General features: G+C 34.8%; 14 protein-coding genes. 5 read left to right on the forward strand and 9 right to left on the reverse strand.

Annotation, left to right across the window (positions count from 1 at the left end):
* Positions 1-37: 37 nt before the first annotated feature.
* From panF to AC6CHJ_RS07635, 7 genes are all read right to left on the reverse strand, one after another.
* The gene (gene panF, locus AC6CHJ_RS07605) at positions 38-1,498 is read right to left on the reverse strand and encodes a sodium/pantothenate symporter (RefSeq protein ID WP_392995622.1); all 1,461 of its coding nucleotides are present in this window, start codon (positions 1,496-1,498) and stop codon (positions 38-40) included.
* Positions 1,498-1,764 (reverse strand): YhdT family protein, encoded by a 267-nt coding sequence (locus AC6CHJ_RS07610; protein ID WP_147193416.1) that lies wholly within the window; start codon positions 1,762-1,764, stop codon positions 1,498-1,500. Before AC6CHJ_RS07610 ends, panF begins: the two co-directional genes overlap by 1 nt.
* Positions 1,765-2,205: 441 nt before the next feature.
* A complete protein-coding gene (locus AC6CHJ_RS07615) occupies positions 2,206-2,826 on the reverse strand; it encodes a class I SAM-dependent methyltransferase (RefSeq protein WP_147193415.1) in 621 nt (206 codons plus the stop codon).
* A 362-nt stretch (positions 2,827-3,188) separates the two neighbouring features.
* The gene (glsA, locus tag AC6CHJ_RS07620; protein WP_392993859.1) at positions 3,189-4,118 is read right to left on the reverse strand and encodes a glutaminase A; all 930 of its coding nucleotides are present in this window, start codon (positions 4,116-4,118) and stop codon (positions 3,189-3,191) included.
* A gap of 331 nt (positions 4,119-4,449) precedes the next feature.
* Positions 4,450-4,614, reverse strand: coding sequence for a hypothetical protein (locus tag AC6CHJ_RS07625; protein WP_249774295.1), 165 nt, complete (start codon positions 4,612-4,614; stop codon positions 4,450-4,452).
* 576 nt (positions 4,615-5,190) lie between these two features.
* A complete protein-coding gene (locus AC6CHJ_RS07630) occupies positions 5,191-5,391 on the reverse strand; it encodes a hypothetical protein (RefSeq protein WP_066787299.1) in 201 nt (66 codons plus the stop codon).
* Positions 5,392-5,647: 256 nt separating this feature from the next.
* Positions 5,648-8,986, reverse strand: a complete 3,339-nt coding sequence (locus AC6CHJ_RS07635; RefSeq protein ID WP_392993856.1) for a CDP-glycerol glycerophosphotransferase family protein — start codon at positions 8,984-8,986, stop codon at positions 5,648-5,650.
* A 459-nt stretch (positions 8,987-9,445) separates the two neighbouring features.
* Here AC6CHJ_RS07635 and AC6CHJ_RS07640 point away from each other — a divergent pair, with 459 nt between their 5' ends.
* Both AC6CHJ_RS07640 and AC6CHJ_RS07645 read left to right on the forward strand, forming a co-directional pair.
* Positions 9,446-10,519, forward strand: a complete 1,074-nt coding sequence (locus AC6CHJ_RS07640; RefSeq protein WP_392993855.1) for a CAP domain-containing protein — start codon at positions 9,446-9,448, stop codon at positions 10,517-10,519.
* Positions 10,520-10,855: 336 nt separating this feature from the next.
* Positions 10,856-11,593, forward strand: coding sequence for a sulfite exporter TauE/SafE family protein (locus AC6CHJ_RS07645; RefSeq protein ID WP_498287926.1), 738 nt, complete (start codon positions 10,856-10,858; stop codon positions 11,591-11,593).
* Positions 11,594-11,848: 255 nt separating this feature from the next.
* Here the strand turns inward: AC6CHJ_RS07645 and AC6CHJ_RS07650 are convergent, their stop codons facing one another.
* Together AC6CHJ_RS07650 and AC6CHJ_RS07655 are read right to left on the reverse strand one after the other, a co-directional pair.
* Complete coding sequence (locus tag AC6CHJ_RS07650; RefSeq protein ID WP_498287928.1) at positions 11,849-12,799, reverse strand: tyrosine recombinase XerC; 951 nt, start codon at positions 12,797-12,799, stop codon at positions 11,849-11,851.
* A 246-nt stretch (positions 12,800-13,045) separates the two neighbouring features.
* Positions 13,046-13,867 carry a MerR family transcriptional regulator gene (locus AC6CHJ_RS07655; protein ID WP_498287930.1) on the reverse strand — a complete coding sequence of 274 codons (822 nt, stop codon included), beginning with the start codon at positions 13,865-13,867 and terminating at the stop codon, positions 13,046-13,048.
* A gap of 128 nt (positions 13,868-13,995) precedes the next feature.
* On the opposite strand from AC6CHJ_RS07655, the gene AC6CHJ_RS07660 reads away from it, so the two are divergent.
* From AC6CHJ_RS07660 to AC6CHJ_RS07670, 3 genes are all read left to right on the forward strand, one after another.
* Entirely contained in the window at positions 13,996-15,327 is a 1,332-nt protein-coding gene (locus tag AC6CHJ_RS07660) for an MATE family efflux transporter (protein WP_498287932.1), read from the forward strand.
* 190 nt (positions 15,328-15,517) lie between these two features.
* Positions 15,518-15,910 (forward strand): DUF485 domain-containing protein, encoded by a 393-nt coding sequence (locus AC6CHJ_RS07665; RefSeq protein WP_147193408.1) that lies wholly within the window; start codon positions 15,518-15,520, stop codon positions 15,908-15,910.
* Positions 15,910-17,439 carry a solute symporter family protein gene (locus tag AC6CHJ_RS07670; protein WP_147193407.1) on the forward strand — a complete coding sequence of 510 codons (1,530 nt, stop codon included), beginning with the start codon at positions 15,910-15,912 and terminating at the stop codon, positions 17,437-17,439. Before AC6CHJ_RS07665 ends, AC6CHJ_RS07670 begins: the two co-directional genes overlap by 1 nt.
* Positions 17,440-17,454: the final 15 nt, after the last annotated feature.

The following is a 17,454-nucleotide window of genomic DNA, read 5'->3' on the forward strand; positions in this document are numbered from 1 at the left end:
AAAAAACCAAGCTTCTAAGAAGAAGCTTGGCAAAATATTAAATGATATGCTGTTTTTGATTCACTTTATGACGTGTGAATATACTAATGACGACATAGGTAATCAAAGCAAACAAAATTGGCAATGTAACAGGATGCATGCCCAATATGTCTGGAATATTTTTCTTCAGTGTAATCTCGTAAAGCGTAATGTAACTTATTAAACCGACAATCATAGAGGCTATAGCACCGTATTTATTTCCCGTCTTCCAATATAGTCCGAATACAACTGGCCATACAAAGACAGCTTCTAAACCACCGAATGAGAATAAGTTTAGCCATACCAGTAAACTTGGAGGCTTTAACGCAACAAATATAACAGCAACCCCGATGACAGCTGTTACTAGGAAACTGATTCTTTTAATTTCAGGATCAGTCGCCTTTGGTTTAATAAAATTCAGATATATATCTTTTACAATTGTTGAGCTCACAAGCATAAGCAATGCATTGACCGTCGACATGATCGCTGCCATTGGCGCAGCCAGCACGATACCTGCTAAATATGGCGGAAGAACTTTTAATGTTAAAAGAGGCATTACTTTATCACCTATTTCAATGCCAGGTAGGACTGGACGAGCTAAAACGCCTGTTAAGTGCATACCGAACATAACAGTACCAAGAGCAATAGTTCCAATGATGATTGCCGCATGCATGCTTTTTGTATCACGATATGACATAGCCCGAACAGCAATCTGTGGTAAACCGATAACACCAATCCCAATTAAAATCCAAAATGTTGAAACATATAGGGGGGTAAGACTGTTATCTGCACCGAATGGTGATACCAATTTCGGATTTTCAGCAACTAAATCATGCATGATATTAGAAACACCACCGCCTGCTATAATCGTTCCTACAAGTAAAATGATACTACCAACCAGCATGACAGACCCTTGGACAGCATCTGTCAATGCCACAGCACGGAAACCTCCGATAATGACGTATACGAGAACCACAGCGGCAAAAATAAAGAGTGCAGTTGTATAATGCAAGCCAGTCAACGATTCAATAAGCCGTGCACCACCCACCCATTGGGCCGCCATAGAAGAAAATAAAAAGATAATAATACTTAATGCAGATACCACTACAACAAAATTGCTTTGGTAGCGTTCACGCAAAAAGTCAATCAGCGTAATCGCTTTGTATTTCCTTGCGATAATAGCAAACTTTTTCCCTAAAATCATCAATACAAAGTAGCCTGCAGGCAGTTGAGCCATTGAAAGTAATACCCATCCAAGACCGGTATTATAAGCGACACCTGGACCACCTATAAAACTAGAAGCACTACCGTAAGTAGCCATCATGGTCATCGCCAGTAAGAAACCACCCATATCTCTCCCGCCTAAGAAATATTCCTGCAAGAAAGAATTCGAATTCATTACATGTTTATTTGCCCATATACCTATTAAAAAGATGATAACCAGAAAAATAAAGAGCGGGAAAATTACCTGCCAGTGCATCATGACTTATCACCGCCTTCATCGTCAAAAAGCATATCTCTGAAAAATACCTTGATGACAAAAATAATTAGTAAAATCATAAAGATTGTTCCTGCAATGCAACTATAGAAAAACCAAGCCGGAAAACCGAAAACATATGTATATTCTTTCGGGTCCGCTGATCCAAGCCCATAGGCAAAGCCAAACCATATTGCAAAATTGATGAGCACGAGCAAGACCCCAATTACTGCTTCTCGGTGAGCAATCTTAAAACGCGGATCATTCATAGAAACTCCCCTTTTATATCAATAGAATTCCTTACTATTTTACTTTTTTAAAGTGAAAAATGAAAGTTTAGAGGACAAATAATGTTATAATAGAGAGACAATAGTATAGGATTTCTCAAGGGTGGTCGGCTCACTCCCCGTTAGAAAGGGGGTGGTGCCGTATGACAGTTTTCGAAGCGCTTATGTTTGCTGTAGCTTTTTCTAGCTTAATTGTTGCAATGCTGTCATTTAACCAAAAAAAATAATCCACCCTTGAGTTAGCAGCTCGGTGGATTATTTCCTCTACTAGCTGACCCCTTTGATGGAGCCTGCTATTGTTATACCGTTAGTGTACCCGCACTAACGGTATTTTTAATATATGCATCTATGCCTATATTATAGCTGAAACAAAGCGAAAAGGAAAATAAATCGGATCTTTATAACATTTATCTTTAAACCCATTTAGTTTGAGAGGATAAAAATGCCTCCACAATGAGAAATCGGATAAAATTCAAAGAGATTTTTAAAGGAATGTTTTAATTCCTCATATACAAAATAATATTCATCAGGATCCCAATAAGCTAAGCTTTCTTGGCGACATTTCTCCAATTGCTCTCTCGTTTCAAAGGCAATATCACCAATTAAAACTTTACCACCTTTTTTTAAAAGAGGTAGCAAACTATTGATGAATGTTACCTTTTCTTCATCTGTCAAATGGTGCAGCGTATACGTACTAATAATATAATCGTACTGGTTTGTTAAGATTTCAGCGGGCAAGCCTTTCGATATATCCCATTCCATGAGGTTTGCTTTAGGCATCTTAACTTGGGCAATAGAAAGCATTTCGGTTGAAAAATCAATGCCATTTATTTGATGACCATTCACATACAATTTATTTGTCAGAGTGCCTGTTCCAAAACCGATATCTAGCACTTTTGAATTCTCTTTTTGCATCACTTCATTATAAATGCCATTTAGAATCTCTTTGTAGCCTGCAAACGGATACAAGTTATTTTCCTCACTTACTTGTACTGTTCCATCATAATGGTCTGCCCACAGATCAAAACCTTTTTTATTTAACATGAATGCTCCTCCAGTAATTTAAAAATTTGCGAGCATTCTAATTGAATGTTGAATTACTCGCAGTTCACCTTATCCATACAAATTTGTTTATAGAAGTTAGCACATTTCATATCAATCACACCTTTCTATTAATAGAGTTCAATTATAACATAATATTTTAAAAATTCAGCATTTTATTCACTAAAACTTAAATAGGTCTAAGATCAAGCAATTTAGCAGTACAGTAAATACTAGAAAGACATAGTATGTATACCATGAGAATTGCTATTCCATGACTCCAATACCACTGAAACTGTTATAATTCAACGCCTCATAACGGTCAATGGATATCGACCTGCTACATGATTTCCTCATGGGGTTATTTAAAAAATACTCAAATCATATGTCTTTGAAAGTTTTTCAATACATTTCATCCCTGCTACACTATTCCCTATCTCATCAATTCCAGGACTAAAAACACCAATCCCTATTTTCCCTTTAAGTTGCTCCACTTTTCCATCGGGTACTGAACATAAGACTCCGCCAGATACACCGCTTTTCATTGGAATTCCAATAGAAGCAGCATACTTGCCTGAAGCATTATACAGTCCACAAGTTGTCATTAATGCTTTAGTGACTTTAGCAGTTTGGCGAGTGATTATTTCTTCTTTTGTTATTGGATAAATACCGTTTCCTGCTAGCATTAATCCTATTTTTGCTAGATCTCTAGTTGTCACTTCCAATGAGCATAAGTAGATATAGGTCTCTAGCGCTTTTTCTACATCATCAAGTAAATAATTATTTGCCTTTAGATAGTAAGCAATTGCACGATTTCGGTGGCTTGTTTCAATTTCGGAACTATATATTTCTTCATTTACTTTATGAATACTGCCAGTAGTCCGGCCTAAAAAGTCTGCAACATGTGCAACACGTTCCTCAGGCTTTTTCCCGGGTAACATGGAAGCGATTGTAATAGCACCTGCATTAATCATCGGATTGAAAGGCTTTCCAGGAATAGAGCTCTCTAATCGCATTATCGAATTAAAAGGGTCACCAGTTGGCTCTACATCAACTTTATCCAGAACAAAATCTAAACCATGATACTCACAAGCAACCATAAAATTGATTACTTTTGAAATACTTTGCAATGTAAAAAGAGTATCTGTTCCTCCGCTTTCAAAATAATTTCCATATTCGTCTATTAAAGATATACCAAATTGATCTACAGATTGGTGCGCTAGGGCTGGAATATAAGATGCCGGCTTTCCTTCTTTAGTATGTAATTTGGCTTCGTTTATAATTTGTTCTAACATCACTTCTACCTCTTTCTCTATCTATAGCAAGAAGGAGATGTTCTAAAAAAGGACATCTCTTTCACGTTTCATTATTTACTTGGAATTAGTGAAACATACGCATTTCCTTTTAGACAGGCATTCTTCTTTTCTTATTTATATATTTTCCAAATAATATCGTAGTTCTGCTATGATATCACCTGCAAAAAATCAATTGTAATTAGGAAAGAATTATCTTTAGGACACTTTTCATATATGTTTTTCCTAGTACCAAGTAGGAGATTGCGCATTACTAGTTACGCACTTTATAATTCTACCCTAACGGTATTAAACCAAGTATGCAACTATAACATTAGTCACTGAAATACATATTATATATAACATAGAGAATTAATATTCCCATAATTATCATTCCGCCAATGGCAGGAGTACCTATAAAAGATCGATTAAATACATCATTGCTTTCTTTCTTTGTTTTTTCAAAATGAACTTTGTTTTTTATATCTTCTTTTTTCATAATAACCTTCTTTTCTATGTAATTAATTAAATTTAGGAAGGAATATCCTATACAACTGCACATTTTCGTTATCCGCTTAAAACTAGATTGATAGTAAAATCGAATAAAATCTTCTATGTTTCGCTGGTCCTGCTTCTTGTATTTCCCTCTTAGCTATTAAATCACAGAGCAATAAGTATATTCTCATTTAGAAGATTCTGTTAAAATAGTTTATCATAGGTTATGCTAACATGAAAAGATGCACATTTATCTGATGGAAGGTAGCCTTCTAAAAGTATATGTTTCTTACCAAACTAAAAGGCAACATCATCACATAAGATTGCCTTAACATAGAACAATACTCTAAATCAGTTTTACCGGTGAATGATAATTCTGCTCCTCCTGCAAGAATAGCTTTCTTGCCTATTGCTTTGATCAAAATTTTCCGCCATTCGGAACCAAGACGTTTACACTGCCATAAAACTCCTTTAAAAAGGAGGCTTGTCCAGATGGAAATATTAATTTTTTTGCTTCAACAAAAACAAAAAGATTGAACCCCTATACAGAGGTTCAATCTTTTCTAATAACTTCGTCATGTTAATACATTAAATGGTAGATTAGCGTATATCCAAGGACAATTAAGACAATTCCTAAAACAACGAATCCGATTGTCCGTATTGCTTTTGGTTGTCTTTCCGGCGGATTAGGGCCTGTTTCAGATTCCGGTTGGCCAATTGTAACTCCTTCATCTACTAATGACTCATCTTCTTGTTGATTGTTCTGTTTTTCAGAAGCCATTTCTTTCACTCCACTTCTGGTTATGTTTGCTGTACAGCTTATCTATTCCCTTTTTTAAGTAAAATAAACGATATAGAATGTGAAGTGATTTATTAGTTTACATAATAAAATTATTGTATAAATATGGGGTTTATTAATCCAACACTAAATCTCTAAGTAATTATTAACACACCTCTATAAGTAAACATCTATTTATGGAGAAAAAATTACCCTCTTTGCTGAAAACAAAAAGGATAATTTCTGTATAACCTATTATTTACTTATCAAAAAATCGGTCGACTACTCTTGCAGATGCATATCCATCTTCTAAGCCGCAGAATTTTTTATAGAATTTATCATATTTCACTTTATATTGATCCATCACTTGATCTATATTGATCACCGTATTAATAATCTCTTCCGTTGTTTTTATAAATGGTCCGGGCGCTTCTTCTTCAAAGTCTAGATAAAAGCCGCGAAGATTATCTCGGTAATCTTCCAAATCATATGTGTAATACAAAATGGGGCGGCCTGTATTCGCAAAATCAAACATAACAGATGAATAATCTGTCATCAGAATATCACTGACTAGGTATAGTTCCTGAATATCAGAGTATTTAGAGACGTCCATTACAAAGTCACGGTACTCTGTAGGAATATTAATATTATTACTAACCACCACATGCATGCGTAGAAGCAGGATGTATTCATTCCCTAATGCTTCTTTCATTTTTTCTAAGTCGAAGTTCAACTCAAAGGTAAACTTGTTATTCTTAGTTGTTTGGTTATCTCTAAATGTCGGTGCATAAAGAATGACTTTTTTATCTTTCGATAAACCTAATTTTTGTCTTATACGTTCGGTAATTACTCCTACGTCTGAACGATAGAAAATATCATTACGCGGATAACCACTTTCCATGATGTCCCCATCATAACGGAAAGCTGATCGGAATGCTTTTGTTGCAAAAGCGCTCGGCGATAATAGAGTGCTCCATTGACGTGATGCATGATAAACTCGGTCCAAATAGCCATCATCTCGTCCTTGAACGTTTTCAATATCAAATTGCATTTTTTTTAATGGTGTACCATGCCAAGTTTGAATATAGGTGGTCTCTTTCCGTTTATTCAAATAGCTTGGGAAGTTTTGATTGTTCACCCAGTATCCCGCTTTCGCCAAATAATAATAATATTGCGGGCTTAATCTTTTTATTCGAATTGTATTGCGGTCTTTAACAGGCAGGATATCGTCATACACCCATACCTTTTTATAAGGCAATTTACGTCTTATTATTTCCTCATAAATATATTTGGGACTGTCTGAATACTGTTTTCCAACTCCGCTTTCAAAAAGGATTAAATTCTTATCTATTTTAGTGAATTTTATTAAGTATTTATACAATTTTTTCATTGTCGGGAAGTAAGGTTTACTTTTTCTGAAACGTCTTTGTAGATATTTTTGTACCATCTTCCACTCATCAGAAGTCTCTTTATGCTTTTTCGCTTGTTGAATAGTCGTATAAATCCGTTCATTAGAAAATTGATCACGATATTGAATAAATTTAGAAGCCCGGTTTACGTACTTATCCTCCATCGTAAAATTGTTTTGTGCATATCCTTCAAGTTCCTCCAGCACATTCTCTACCTCATAGGCAATGGTACCTGGCAGATCTTCTTCAATATTTAAATGGGAGGGGCGTTTACCTAAAAATCGTTTTTGGTCAAATTGATAATATATGATTGGCTTATGTAAGAAGCTAAAGTCAAAAGCTACACTTGAATAGTCCGTAATCATGATCGCACTTTCTTTGATTAGCCTTTGGACATCAACCTCCCCTTGGCTAATCACTTTGACAGATACAAATTCTTTAAAATAATGCGTAAAATGTTGCATATTAGGATGTAAGCAGAACACCACTTCGAAATCATATTTTTCAGCCAGCATATGTAAAGCTGGGTGGTTCACAAGTTCTTTATAACGTTCGAAATAAGCACTTTCCAAAAATACCTCATCTGAAGTAATCCAGTCGCGCCAAGTTGGAATAATAAGCAGTTGTCGTTTTAAGGCCACATCTTTTGCAAATAAAGAATCAAATCGAGATAAGCCTGTTACCGCTACTTGTTCTTCAGCCCAACCGAAATCTCCCACAATCATGTCTTTTTCAAATTCAGAGCTTACTAAGAATAAATCTGTTTCAAAGGCAGCTGCACCATTTTTGCCATAGTTTGCAACCATATTCTTAGTTCCCATTACGCCATGTTGAAGGAAAACTTTTACCCCTTGCACCTGATTTTTGTACTTTTTCGTACGAATTGGATACAAATAGTCAGGATGATGAGATGAGATAATTCTAGTTGCCATCATCGTTTTTTCAATATGCTCTACCGATTTATAATAGAGGACATTGCCGAGTGGCTCTACATTCGCTGCTTCAGGCGAATCTTTTTCAATTACATAGTAGACTTCTTTTTCAGGATGTTCCTTCCTCATGTATTCGAAGAATCGATAGCCAGTATCTTGAGCCTTATAAATTCTTTCGCCTACCAACCAGATATCGCGGTTTTGATTTTTTTTGTAAATTTGTCTTGCATTTTTCATAGAATTAACTAGGACGTCAAAGTCTCGATTTGGGAAATTCCATGTTTCGAACGATAAATTGGATGCTTTAAATGTGAGATATGGACGTATGACTATTGCATAGTCCCCATGTTTTGCATAGAGATCTTTCATAAAGAGCTTAACCCTTTTCGTTGGTCGACCAACCCTTGCCCGGTACATCTCTTGGTATCCATAGGTGTCTAAATCTAAATCCATATAAGCATCCAATATACCATCTTTTAATTCTTTATTGATTAATGAAGCAGTATTGAAGGTCATTTGGAAACGGTATCTATTTAAACCAAAATGCGTGTTAATTGCTTCCGGAATATCTGAAAATGACATTGTTGTATGCAATTCTTCATTAGTGGTACGGTTTCTTAAAATACCAAGTCCGCTGTTAATTTTAGCATTTTTTGTGAAAATTAATCCTTCGATTCGTATAATATCTTCATCCATCACAATCTTTTCTGTTTGTAATTTAATATTTGGCTGAATAAGATTATTGTAATAAAACGAGATGTTTCCCTTAGTTGTCAACCCCAATACACCAAAATTATTATCCAACTTGTACATTTCCATTCCACTTATTTGTGTATTTTGAAAGCGTCCAAACCGGATAAAATATTCCATGTACTCTTGATCATTAATCGTAATAAATTTTGCATTATTTTCGAGAAATCGTTCTCGATTTTTTTCTGAGATATTTTCTGCTGAATTGCGAACTTTTAAATAAAAATCTAATACATCTTGATTGTTATCGTCTTCAAATTTGATTTGTTCTAAAATTTGATCGAGTTGTATCGTCAATTTGAAATTGGCTGAAGGTTCAACTTCTGCTAATTTAATAATAAAATCTTCGTGGTATCTTGCTTTCGCCCAAAGTTCTTTTACTTTATATTCACTATTTGCAAAAACACCTTCAAATACTATTTCTTGTCCACTTTGCACAATGGAAAGAGACTGTTTATTCTTCACTTTTGGTGATTTACTTCTGTTTCTTTTAAGTTTAAATTTCAATATTATCACCTGAACCTCATAAAGAGTTATTTATCATTTTTTCATTATGTCACCTAGTAATTTATTTTATCATATTTCTTTCATTTTGCGTTCTATAGCCATTATTTAAGGGCGCTTTACAAATTGGGTGGTTTCACCCCTACATGTTCAAACTAACACCCGTTCTGACGCTTTACTATCGTCCGATATGCAAAACTCGTCATGGAAGCGTTTTGTATCTTTCCTAAGAATAATGTCTTTTTTCTAGGAGACAAACAATTGGTATAAATCCTGTTAGTTTTGAACAATTTTCATCTGAGCATTTACCTCAATAGAAGTATAAGAACCGCTATTACGATTGATGAAATTCTAAATCGTACATAGAAATCATTCTTGTCTTTTTTGCTATCATTCCTAAGGCATTATAAAATCAATAATATGCTAGGCATAAAAAAAGTAAATTATTAGGAGTGGTTCCGTGTGAAATTATTAAGGATAACCTTCTTTTGCTTGATTCTCCTCGGAGTATATTTCATTATTCAAAAGGATCAAATTAATACTAAGGATCTGTCATCTGTTTCAAATACCTTCAGAGAAGGTGTTGATTTTATAACAGCAAAGGTACACGACTTAAAATTAACTTCAAAAAAGCAGGATACGCTTGAGAACGTTGAAAAGCCCGACCTAAAAATACCTAATCATCAAGCCCTCTCTGTACACAATATAGAAATTGGGAACACAAAAGAAAGCGTCGAAAAACAGATGGGAAAAGCGCAGCGTTCTACCTATAATGAATATGGCGCTAAATGGTACACGTATCATAAAAACTATCACAACTTTTTTATGGTTACCTATGATTCCAATCAACTTGTGGCTGGATTATACACAAATCAAAATTTGGTATCTTCAAAACAGGGGATACAAATCGGTAATTCTAAACACTCTGTCGAAAAGAAACTTGGCACTCCCTTAAAAGGTATTAAAAAAGGCTTTGTCCTTTATCAAATGCAAAATAACGGAGAGTATGACATATACGAAATGGACAGGAGCTACGTGACAGTATTTTTCGATAAGCATAATAATAATACGTTAACCGCAGTACAAATTATTAGTAAAAATTTAGAGGCGAACAAGAAAAACTTTTACCCTCGAAGCAGTAAACGCCTTACAAAAGGCTTTGAATATCAATTATTTGACCTTACAAATGCAGCACGCGTAAAAAATGACCTACCTCCACTCTCTTGGAATGTTCAGGTCAAAGCGACCGCTCAAAAACATAGTGATGATATGGCTTCTCATCAATATTTCAGTCATACAGATTTAAACGGGGGATCACCCTTTGATCGGATGAAGAATGATGGGATTGCTTTTATGACAGCCGGAGAAAATATAGCTGAAGGGCAAATCAGCAGTGTATATGCTCACGAAGGATTAATGAATTCACTTGGGCATCGTAAAAACATTTTAAATGATAAATTTGACGCGCTTGGTGTAGGAGTTGCATTTGATCAAGCATCTAGGCCCTTTTTTACCGAAAACTTTTTAGGGAATTGAGTGATAAAAATACATCCATTAAATCAATCTTTGAGATAATGGTGAGCCGAAAAAAAGTTAAACAAAAACACCATTTAACCTTACTTGTTTAAAATTAAAAAGAAGCATCCATTTTGAAAAAAGATAATCAAAATGGATGCTTTTTTAGTATTTTTCATTTTGGTTTAATAAAAAACCTTTAGATGAATTAAAAAACAATATCAAAAATTATACTCATATCATTTACTTATCATTAATTCAAATTCTTCTACCTCATCGTTCCATTCATCATGTTTTTAAAGTTGATTATACGTGGTAAACTGAATCTATGGTGCAATTTTGAAAGTGGGTTATTTAATGGAATTTATTATCTTTTTATTAATTGGAATAATAGGTAATGTAGTCGGTACATTGGTCGGAGGAGGGGGACTTATTAGCTTACCTACTATGTTACTTATGGGGTTACCCGTACATTCAGCAATTGGTGCAAACAAGGTTTCCAATACTATCAGTTCACTCTCAAGCTTTCTTGTCATATTAAAGAAAAAAGAAGTTTCCACAAAAGAAGCATTAATAGTCCTACTATTTTGTCTTGGAGGAGGTATTTTAGGTGGACTCATTGCTTCCTTTTTAAGCGGAAGTGCCCTAACGCTTATTGCAATCATTTTATTAAGCTTTGCTTTTGTAACTTCCTTCATTAATACAGGTAATTTTGATGGAACTGAACAATTTCATGCAAGTAAAAAATCAGGAACTGCACTAATTGGTATAGGAATGTATGACGGAATGTTTGGGCCAGGAAGCAGTACACTTGCATTATATTTATATGCAAGCCAAAAAATCTCTTATATCCGAGCAATCGGCTTAGCAAGAGTTGGGGTTTTTGCAAGTTGTTTTGGATCAGCCATCACTTACATATCAACGGGTAAAATTTTATGGCCACTTACCATAGCATTAATGCTTGGATCCATTGTTGGTGCACAGTTAGGAGTAAGATTAGCTCGCAAATTAAAAACAGAACATGTAAAACCGCTTCTTAGATTAGTAACAGTTCTTTTAGTCGTACAAATGATTGTAGATTACTTTGATTTTTAAAATACAATTCTAATCACACGAATAAGACGTCCATCACACTTTTGGATTGACGCCTCCTCATTGTTTTAAAATAAAATATATTGGACTTCTTATAAAAGAATTAATATTCTAATTCACTTGTACTTAAACTATACTGACCCATTAGTTTAAGTACATTTTTGATTTAGTATTACCTTTAATACCCTTTTGCATCGGTAGCCATACCTCAACACTTTATATAAAGTCTCTGTTTATTTGTTTACATAATATTATTATTTATAAAATGTTTAGAGGATTGTTTTCAATTACTCGTTGGATCTCTTTATTCTCCACATGTGTATAAATTTGAGTTGTTGATACGTTAGAATGGCCTAGAATTTGTTGCAGGCTTCTAATATCTGCTCCACTTTTATACATCATCGTAGCAGATGTGTGGCGTAATTTATGTGGCGACAGCTTCTTTTTTTCTAACCCTGATGATAAATTGATTGCTTTCACAATCTTTGCAATTCGCTGCCTTGTTAAACGTGTTCCTTTTTGAGAAAGAAATAAAGCCTCATTTTTATCAGCATTCTTCATTTTGTTCCTTTCATGCTCTAAATAAGTTTTCAGCGCTTTAAGGCATGCATCATTGAGATAAACAGACCTTTCTTTATCGCCTTTCCCTCTCACAGTCAGTGTACGCTCATGGATAGAGTCCATATTTAGATTACATAATTCAGATACACGAATACCCAAATTCAAAAAGAATGTCATCATGCAATAATCTCTATCATAATGTGCGCTGTACTGGATGCCGCCCATAAATGTCTTCGCTTCATCTAAACTGAGATAAATCGGCTGCTTTTTTCCTATTTTTGGTGTTTCCAAATCATCTGCCGGGTTTTCTTCTATAATATGGCGCTTGGATTTCAAGTATTTAAAGAATGAGCGCAATGTCGCTACCTTCCTTGCACGGGTGTGTGCGCTATTTTTTCGTCTCTCCTCGCAGTATTCTAAAAAAAGATACATATCTTCGAGTGTTATTTCCTTTAAGAACGAGGCATCAATTGAATGTATATCAATTGTATCAATTTGCTCTAATTTATCTTGTTGTACGCTAAGCGTAAATCGCAGAAATAAGGTCAAATCGTATTCATACTCATCTCGTGTGCGTTTTGACTTTCCTTTAATAGCTGTTAAATAAATTAAAAAATCTCTAAGTATTTTTGGCTTTTTTTGATCCATCTCACGTCACCTCAATTTCTTCTATTCTATCATAAATAACTTTCCCAAATATACATTTGGGAACCTTTTTAATAAAAGAAGATAATAAAAAGTCGAATCCTCTACTTAGAAGACTCAACTTTGTCGAAATGTAATGATTAACTATTCTACTAATAAAAATTATTTCTCTTAGAAAGATAAATTATAACAATTAAGAATAAATGAAAGGTTAAATAGAAATTATAAGCGCAAACGAGAATAAATGGACTATTTAATTGGAATCATAATCTTAGTCACATAATTCTCCGCACCATTGACAGCAACCTCATCTAAAATATATTCTTCATACGCAAAATTTTTAATCACTAATTGATGCTCTTTTACAAATTCAAATATTCGGTGATAGGATGGAGCAATTTCCTTATCGTTTCCTTTATGATAGGCAATAATATACTGTCCTGCTGGCCGAACAATTGTGGAGACCTTTTCGATACTCGAAGGCATTTCGGTATAAAGATAACTATAATTTCCAAAGTTTTCAGCCAATATTTCTTCCTCTGCTAAAATGGCTCCGATTGGATGCCCCGTATATAATTCATGCTTATTGCACAAATCAATAAAATCAGTCACAGCATTCAAGTATTGACGATTTGTTGCATGACGTAGATGCTGGCTTATGAGCAATGTTCTCTCAGGAAGATCTTCAATGGTAATACTATCCCAATCCACTTCTAATGCTTCTTTGATAATTTTGATAGTCGTTTCGGCTATTGTTCTAATATGCTGAAGCTTACTAATTTTATTGTCAATTTCGTCCAATTGGCTAGTAAGTAATTGAATAGCTTCAATCGGCGTTTTGTTATTTAAAAAATTTCGAATTTCTTTAAGAGGCATACCTAAATCTTTCAGCAGTTCAATTACTATATAAACTTCGTACTGTGAATAGGTATAATAACGATATCCATTGTCCTCTTTAATATAGGGTGAAAGTAAACCGATTTCATCGTAATAAAATAAGGTTTGTTTGGATATATGGCAAAGTTTAGCAAACTCCCCAGTAGTAAAATATTTATGTGATTGTTCTGACATAACATTCCGCCTCTCTATTAAGTGCATACGTATTGACTATATAGTAACTATATACTTTAAAATCATATTAGAAAAGGAAAAGAAACGTTCTATCTAGAAAGGAAGTGCTCCATTTTACGGAGGCATCTATGAGTGATACATCAATCAAATTAACGCAAACCCCAATTCACAAACTATTTTTATCGTATTTATTCCCCTCACTACTCGGTATGATTTTAATGTCTGTCAATATTCTTGTAGATGGCATTTTTGTCAGCAACGGAGTCGGACCGCTTGCCTTAGCGGGAGTCAATATAGCAGTGCCTATTTTCTCTATATTGTTATCCATTTCTCTATGGATTGGAATGGGAGGTGCAACTCTTTACTCTATAGAAATGGGCAAGGATAACATAAAGCAAGCTCGCTCCATTTTTATGCAGAGCTTATTAATGACCGTGAGCATTGTTGGTGTTCTCGTTATCATTTGTCTTTGGAAACAAAAAGAGATAGCTCTGCTATTCGGCGCAAGTACTAAAGTTCTTCCCTATGTTGAAGACTATCTTCACGTCATTCTTCTTTTCGGTCTCATATATGTATTAGAAAATGTTTTAAGCATTTTTATACGAAACGATGGAAATCCGAAACTAGCTATGATTGGTTTAATCACAACATCAGTCTTAAATATCATCCTGAACTATATCTTTATCTTTCAGATGAATATGGGTGTTAGTGGAGCTGCATATGCAACAGCCCTTTCAACAGTCGTAGGTTTATGTGTACTTCTTTTGCATTTTTTACGAAGCGATAGCCATTTACGTTTTAATTTGAAAACATTCCACTTTAACTTAAGTAATATGAAAGAAATTTTAAAAATTGGCTCACCAAGCTTTATTACAGAAGGTTCTACTGCTATTGTAGTCGTAGGCTATAATATTGCCTTCAGTCATTTCGTCGGTGAAATTGGCGTTACTTCTTATGCTGTAATCAATTATTTACATGCCGTATTTATCATGCTTTTCTTTGGTATTAGTGCAGCCATACAACCAATTGTAAGCTTTAGCTATGGAGCAAAATTAACAGAGCGACTCAAGGCTGTCTTGAAATTGGGACTTCTTGCTGGCATTATTGCAGGTATACTCATTATTCTTGTGGGATGGCTCCTTGATGATCAGTTGATCCAAGCATTTAGCGTGCATGACCCTGCTATCATTGAATTTACAAAGCATGGCATACATCTTTTCTTTATTGGCTATTTGTTTCTTAGTTATAACTTGCTATATGCAGAATTTTATCAATCGATTAAGAAAATACGCTTATCGATGATTATCATTCTTATGCGTTCCCTTGTACTATTTCTCCCATTGCTCTATTTATTGCCTGCAGCGTTTTCGGGCAAAGTACTTTGGTTAGCCTTTCCTATTGCAGAAGGAATGACTGCTATTGGTATACTGTTATATCAGTTAAAAAATAATCAAAGCTGAACGGTACATGAATAAGTTTCTTCTATTATATAGGTAGCCACTATTTCCTCTTTAGAAATAGTGGTTTTTTCTTATTTCCCAAAAATAATTAATTTTCTAAAAAATGTTGCTATTTTTGTCAAATTTGCATATGATTATTTCAAGGGATTGGAAGCACTTCCAACTTCATATTTTTAAAGGGGGATTTTGTATGAGTCAAAATTTAGCTCACTCGTTAGAAGAAAAACAAGTTGTGAGCGATCATTTGGGGCAAGAACCAAATGTTTTGAATGGCCTGACAGAAGAAAAGTATGTATCAATTTCAGAAAGTTCTGAATTTAAAGCGCTTGTAAAAAAGAAAAACAGTTTTATTGGATCTATTTCAATTCTATTTTTAGGTCTCTACATTCTATTGCCTATCTTAACCTCTTTCACAACAATTTTGGATGGAAAAGCCTTTGGCGATATTACCTGGGTATGGATTTATTCTTTAGGATTATTTATTATGACGTGGGTACTCTGTATGCTTTATGTCAAAAAAGCAAATGTATTTGATCAAGACAGCGAAAAAATTATTGAAAAAGCGAAGGATGGTGGCTATTAATGGGGGCTATTGGGATCTTATTCTTCGTGGCAATTGTAGTGCTCACTTTGATTGTTACGTATATTGCATCGAAAAGAACAAATTCAGCTAGCGAGTTCTACACTGCCGGCGGTGGCCTAACAGGTTGGCAAAACGGCATTGCGATTGCTGGTGACTATTTATCTGCTGCTTCATTTTTAGGAATAGCAGGTGCTATTGCTTTATTTGGTTTTGATGGTTTCTTCTATAGTATTGGCTATTTGGTCGCCTATTTAGTTGTTTTATATATTGTAGCTGAACCTTTACGAAATCTTGGACGCTACACATTGGCAGATATGATTACTGCACGTTTTAATCAAAAGAAAGTTCGTGGGACTGCTGCTATAAGTACAATAGTAATTGTGTTATTTTACATGATTGCACAATTAGTTGGGGCTGGTGCACTAATACAGCTTTTGCTAGGAATAGACTATTGGATAGCTGTATTGTTAGTGGGCGTAATGATGACAATTTACGTTCTATGGGGCGGGATGGCCGCTACAAGTTGGGTACAAATTATTAAAGCTGTTCTTTTAATGATCGGTACTGTTATTATCTCATTCCTTGTACTCTTAAAATTCAATTTTAATATTCTTGAAATGTTCCAAACTGTTAAAACATCAACATCTCATGGTGAAGCTTATCTCAATGCTGGCGTAAAATATACTAACGGCTTTGATACATTATCTGTGATGATTGCTTTGGTTTTAGGTACAGCGGGTTTACCTCACATATTAATGCGCTTCTTTACTGTAAAAGATGCAAAAACAGCCCGGAGCTCAGTTGTAAGCGCAACATGGATTGTTGGTATCTTTTATGTCCTCACTATTTTCCTTGGTTTTGGAGCAGCTGCATTTGTAGGGTCTGAAAAAATCGTTTCAGCCAACGCAGCCGGAAATATGGCCGCACCACTTCTTGCTCAAGCATTAGGCGGAGACTTGTTAATGTCATTTGTTTGTGCAGTTGCTTTCGCGACTATTTTAGCTGTTGTTGCTGGATTGGTATTATCAGGTGCTTCTGCTTTCGCTCATGATATTTATGGCCAAATTATTCGTAAAGGCAAAGCAACAGAAAAAGAACAAATGAAAGCTGCACGTTATGCTTCTATAGGGGTTGCGGTAATTTCTATCCTTCTTGCATTAGGTGCTCAAACATTAAATGTAGCTTTTTTAGTATCGCTAGCATTTTGTATTGCAGCAAGCGCAAACTTGCCAGTTATTATTTACACTATCTATTACAAGAAATTCAACACAACAGGTGCTGTTTCAGCGATGGTAACTGGACTAGTTGTAGCATTGATTCTTGTAGCATTAAGCCCTAATATTTGGAGTCCAGAAGGTACGGCTATTCTAAAAGGGACAGCATTGTTCCCTCTTACTAATCCAGCAATCATTTCAGTTCCGTGTGGTTTCTTAGCAGGTTGGATTGGTTCACTAGTAGGTCAAAAATCAGATGTTCGCAAGTATGCAGAAGTAACTGTGAAAGCGAATACTGGACTTAAAAATAGCTAGCTAATAAAAAAGAGA

This window comes from Rummeliibacillus sp. GQ308, from assembly GCF_059759115.1.